Source organism: Bradyrhizobium sp. SHOUNA76 (genome assembly GCF_023006445.1).
In the GTDB taxonomy this organism is placed as follows: domain Bacteria; phylum Pseudomonadota; class Alphaproteobacteria; order Rhizobiales; family Xanthobacteraceae; genus Bradyrhizobium.
Genome location: NZ_JALBHA010000524.1, coordinates 1 through 4,262, shown reverse-complemented (window position 1 = coordinate 4,262; position 4,262 = coordinate 1). Strand labels below are relative to the sequence as shown.

Here is a 4,262-nt window from a genome sequence, read left to right as displayed (position 1 = left end):
CGTGGTGCCGCCGGCAGCGCCGCTAAACACGACGTTGCTGCTCGCGGTCGCGCTGGCGAAGCTGGTCGTTCCGCGCAGGTCGGCCGCCGTCGCACCGGCGATCGTGGTGGAGACGTTGGACTTGGTGGAGTAGCCGACGGTGGTCTGCAGCGCCTGGTTGGCGATCGACTTCGCGCTGTCGATCAGCTTCTGCAGCGAGGTGATGCCGGTGTTGGCAGCCTGCAGCACCTGCACGCCGTTGGCGATGCCATCGAGCAGGTTGTTGATGTCGCTGGCGCGGTTGTCGAGCGACTGTGCGGTGAAGAAGTTGGTGGGATTGTCCAGGGCCGAGTTGACGCTCTTGCCGGTCGACAGACGGTTCTGCGTGGTGGCGAGAAGATCAGCGGTGGACTGGAGGGAGAGCAGGTTCTGACGAACCGACGAGGAGAGGACGATACCGGACATAACTCTGTTACCTTTCTGGTAAACGACGCTACTGTTACACGTCTGCTTGGATCGAGACTGACCCAGCGACCGGCGGACCGTGGGGCGGAGTCCTCTAACGAAACATGAAATGAAACCGGCGCTTTTACTGAGTCGGCGCGCGATTCGGCCGCTCCGCCCGGCTGCGGCGCGGCACCGCCGCGCAATTTCAACGTTGATATGATTGCGCTTTTCCGCACGAATGCCGGCGATTTACAACTCGTTAACTAATGTTGATGGAGTATTGCGCCTTGACCCGCCGCAACACACGCTCGGTTACGAAAGCGTTGATGGAGAACAGGCATGGCCCTCAAGGTCGAGCTCAGGCCGCACGAACGTATCATCGTCGGTAACTGCGTGATTACCAACACGGACCAGCGTGCCCGCCTCCTGATCGACGGCGACAACGTGCCGATCCTGCGCGAGCGCGACATCCTCACGCCCGAGACCGCCGATACGCCGGCCAAGCTCGTCTATCTGGCGGTCCAGCTCATGTACATCTCGCCGGATCCGCAGACCCAGCACGGCACCTATTTCAACCTGGTGCGCGACATCGTCACCGCGGTGCCGAGCGCCTGGCCGATCATCGAGGCCATCAACAACAACATCCTGAACGGCGACCTCTACCGGGCGCTGAAGGACGCCCGCAAGCTGATCGCCTATGAAGAGAAGCTGCGCAGCCAGTTCGAGGCCACCCATCCCAAGGCGGAGGCGGACAAGGCCGACGTGAGCTCCGCCGCCTGACCACACGCGTTCGCGTGCCGAAGCCACGCGAACGACCCAATCCCGCAACGACAACGGCCCCGGATCGCCTCCGGGGCCGTTGTCGTTTCAGGCATGCACCAGTGCTATTGCGCCGCGAGCGGTGGCGCCTCGACCTCGATCATTCCGTCGCCGCACCGCCGGCCGCCAAACTCCAGCACGGCCGCGACCAGCGCATTGATGTCCGCCTCCTCGGTACGGTGATTGACGATCGCGGCGCGGATCGCAAACTTGCCGTTCAGCGTCGTGCTCGACGGCGCTGCTATTCCGGACTCCTGGATGTCGGCGACGATCTCGCGATTGATCGCATCATCAGCACGGTAGCGGAAGCAGACGATGTTGAGGTTGACCGGCGCCAGCAATTCCAGGCGCGGCTCGGCAAGAATGCGCGTCTCCAGATATTTCGCAAGCGCGCAGCTTCGCGCGATCGTCGCACCCAGCCGGTCGGTGCCGAACGTCTTCAGCGTGAACCAGGTCTTCAACGCACGGAAGCCGCGCGACAGATCAGGTCCGAGATCGCAGGGCCAGACCGCCCCCGCCGCAAGCCCCCTCGCCTCGCGCCGCAGATAGGCCGCCGGCTGCGCAAAGGCCTGCCGATGCTGCTCGCCGTCACGCACCAGCAGGAAGCCGGCATCGTAAGGCACCTGTCCCCATTTGTGGAAATCGAGCGCGATGGAATCGGCGAGCTCGATGCCGCCGAGCAGCGGCGCGAGCTCGGGCGAGAAGATCGCGAGCGCACCGAAAGCACCGTCGACGTGAAACCAGATCCCCTCCTCGCGGCACAGCTCCGCGATGGCCTTGAGGTCGTCGATCGCACCGATGTCGACCGTGCCGGCAGAGGCGACGACCAGGAACGGCTTGAAGCCGACCTCGCGATCAACGGCGATCTGCGCGCGTAGCGCGGCAACGTCGATGCGATGATCGGCATCGACAGCGATCTTGCGCAGCGCATCGGTGCCGAGCCCGGCAATGTCCATCGCCCTGGCGACGCAGCCATGCGCGGCCTGCGAGGTATAGGCCGTGAGCAGCGCGCCATCATTGCCGATGCCGTATTGCCGCGCCAGCGTGCCGAGCGCGTTCGTGCGCGCCACCAGCACCGCCATCAGATTGGCCATCGACGTGCCCGTGACGAAAATGCCGCTCGCGCTGTCCGGAAAGGCGAACAGGCGGCGCATCCAGTCCACGATCTGGCGCTCGACCTCGATCGGCATGTGATCGCGACCACCGAGATTGGCGTTGAGACCGGCTGCGAGCATTTCCGCGAGCATGCCGACCGCGGTGCCGCCGCCATGCACCCAGCCCATGAAGCCGGGATGGACGTTGCCGGTCGCATAAGGCGCGACGTGCTCGGCGAATTCGCGATAGACCTCGGCGAGGTCGCTCGCCTCACGCGGCACGTCGGCCTTGAAGGCCGCGCGGGTCGCATCGGGGATCGGCTGCCAGACGGGGCGCGCCCGAACGTCGGCGATGCCGTCGATCGTCTCGTCCAGCATGCGATGGGCGAGCGCGCGGAATGCGCTCCAGTCCTGCGGGTCGAGCGAGGCGTGCGCGACGGAGCTTTGCGCGTTGCGGACGATCTCGTTCATGTTGCACTCCCCTCGCCTGCTCTTGCATGCCGCGACAGCATTGCCGAGAACGCCGCGAAGATCTTGCGCATCTGCGGCGGCTTGTAAGGAAACACGTCCGGCGAATCCATGTTGTGCACGACGGCGGTGTTGTCGGCTTCGAAGACCAGAAGCTCGTTGTCCTGGTTCTCGGCGCAATCGACGATGAAATAGTCGAGGCCGACGCGCTTGCTCATCTCATCGAGCGCGCTTCTGTGGCGCGCTGCGAAGGCGTTGTCGAACTCGCGCATGAAGACGGCTTCCTCGGCCCGCTTCTCCTCGCTGAACGCCATGTAGGCGTTGAGATACCAGATATCCCAGCGGTCGGCGATCGCCATGTGACAGGCGTAAGGCTTGCCGTCGACCATCGCGAGACGATATTTGCGATAGAGCCCGTCCGCGTTCACGTAGTCGACGAAGCGCGCGACGAAGAAATCCTGTTCGCCGCGCTCGGAAAGATAAGCTGCGAGCGCCGCCGCATCGTCGAGCTTCGCGAGCCCGACGCCGGCATGCGAGCCGCGCGGCCGCGCGATCATCGGAAAGCGCAATTCATCCGCAACGTCACGGCAAGCGATCTGCTTTCGCGAAAGATCCAGCAATTGCGCGCGCGTCGCGTGGATGGTCGCGGGAATGTCGAGACCCGGCACGCCGGCCAGCAGCCGGTACAGCTTGTCGCGATCGAGATTGCCGATGCGGTCGGGACGATTGAGCAGCGGCCGCGGCCAGTGCGGCGCAGCCTTCTCGATCAAAGCGAGCGCCTCACGGCATTCCTCGGAATCGGAGGCAACCACGATGGCCACGTCGTGCTCGGGCAGAATCTCCGGCAGACCGGCGCCCTTGACCACGTAGAGCGTCAACAGCTCGATGTCGGAGTCTTCCAGCAGAAAATCGATCGGCGTGTTGCCGCCCATATCGATGTCGGCGGCAAGCGCGAGCACGCGCAGGCCCGGTTTCGGAGCAGCACTCGGCGTGCGAAACAATTGATGGAAGGCGAGCACCTCCGACTGGATCGCGAGTCCCTGATCCTTGTCGCCAAGAAGCTGGGTGATCAACGACAGATCGAGCGCTTCGCCCGCCAGCGCGGTCCCCGCCGCGATCCGCGCCAACAATTGGTCGCGCAACGGATGCAGGTCGACACCTTCGAAGGCCCGGCGCGTCAGCTGCGCAAAGCCGATGCGGTCGGCATAGTTCGCCGCGGTCATGCCGATTGGCGCGGAAACCGGATGCTGCATCTCACACCTCGAACGCGGAATTTACCGGCACGGCCGCGACTGCGCCACGGTCAAGCAGCAGCTCGATCTTTACCAGGACATGGGCGATGCGATCGAGAACGTGCTGCACATTGCGCTGCCGCTCCGCCGCGTCCGGCGACCAGGCCTCGGTCACGTGCCGGGCGCCGACGCAAAGGCGCAGCACGGCCTGCGGTGCCTCGTC

General features: G+C 64.7%; 3 protein-coding genes and 2 pseudogenes. 1 reads left to right on the top strand and 4 read right to left on the bottom strand.

The features are described from left to right. A pseudogene (locus MOV74_RS32430) lies at positions 1–444 on the bottom strand (flagellin); the annotation flags it as partial. A 321-nt stretch (positions 445–765) separates the two neighbouring features. On the opposite strand from MOV74_RS32430, the gene flbT reads away from it, so the two are divergent. Continuing rightward, positions 766–1,206 carry a flagellar biosynthesis repressor FlbT gene (flbT, locus tag MOV74_RS32425; RefSeq protein WP_246931071.1) on the top strand — a complete coding sequence of 147 codons (441 nt, stop codon included), beginning with the start codon at positions 766–768 and terminating at the stop codon, positions 1,204–1,206. Positions 1,207–1,310: 104 nt separating this feature from the next. Here flbT and MOV74_RS32420 read toward each other — a convergent pair whose 3' ends face one another. The 3 genes and pseudogenes from MOV74_RS32420 to MOV74_RS32410 all read right to left on the bottom strand — a co-directional run. After that, a complete protein-coding gene (locus MOV74_RS32420; protein ID WP_246931070.1) occupies positions 1,311–2,810 on the bottom strand; it encodes an aspartate aminotransferase family protein in 1,500 nt (499 codons plus the stop codon). Further along, on the bottom strand, positions 2,807–4,060 hold the full coding sequence (locus tag MOV74_RS32415; RefSeq protein ID WP_246931069.1) for a RimK family alpha-L-glutamate ligase: 1,254 nt from the start codon (positions 4,058–4,060) through the stop codon (positions 2,807–2,809). The genes MOV74_RS32420 and MOV74_RS32415 overlap by 4 nt, the downstream gene beginning before the upstream one ends. 1 nt (position 4,061) lies before the next feature. After that, positions 4,062–4,262: pseudogene (locus MOV74_RS32410) on the bottom strand (hypothetical protein); the annotation flags it as partial.